The organism is Jiangella rhizosphaerae (assembly GCF_003579925.1).
Taxonomy (GTDB): Bacteria; Actinomycetota; Actinomycetes; order Jiangellales; family Jiangellaceae; genus Jiangella; species Jiangella rhizosphaerae.
The window spans coordinates 1-571 of sequence record NZ_QUAL01000195.1; the positions used below are offsets into that span (position 1 = coordinate 1).

Annotated in this window: 1 protein-coding gene; it reads left to right on the forward strand. The window is 75.3% G+C overall.

Translation table 11 applies throughout. The features are described 5' to 3' along the window. Nucleotides 1-77 precede the first annotated feature (77 nt). The gene (locus DY240_RS22395; RefSeq protein ID WP_199702052.1) at nucleotides 78-533 is read left to right on the forward strand and encodes a nuclear transport factor 2 family protein; all 456 of its coding nucleotides are present in this window, start codon (nucleotides 78-80) and stop codon (nucleotides 531-533) included. The last annotated feature ends 38 nt before the right edge of the window (nucleotides 534-571 follow it).

A 571-nucleotide genomic window follows, 5' to 3' on the forward strand; every position in this document is an offset into this window, starting at 1 on the left:
AGCAGGGCAGTGACCTGGTGGCACCCGGGGTGCATCGACGCCCAATCGGAGAACGCCGACCAAAGGATGGTGCACCAGTGAGCGATTCCCTGGCCGCCGACACCGTCACCGCACTGCTGCACGCCGTCGACACCCTCGACTGGGACGGCGTGCGGGCCGTGCTCGCCGACGACGTCCGGCTCGACTACACGTCCCTGTGGGGCGGCTCGCCCGAGACCGTCGCCGCGGCCGAGGTGGTGCGGCGGTGGCGCGGGCTGCTGCCCGGCTTCGACGCGACGCAGCACCTCACCGGCCCGGTGCTCGCCACGCCGGGCGGCCGGTGCACGACGACGGTGCGCGGCTATCACCACGTGGCCGACGGCGAGCGGTCGGGCACCTGGATGGTCGCCGGCTGGTACGACATCCGGCTCGACCACGCCGGCCGCATCTCCGCGATCACCCTGCACACCTCGTACGAGGAGGGCGACCGCGCCCTGACCGAGATCGCGACCGCCCGGTGCGCCGCCGGCGCCGGCGGCCGGGTCGCCGCGTGACCGACGCCGGCCGGGCGCCGGTCGCCGTCGTCACCGGC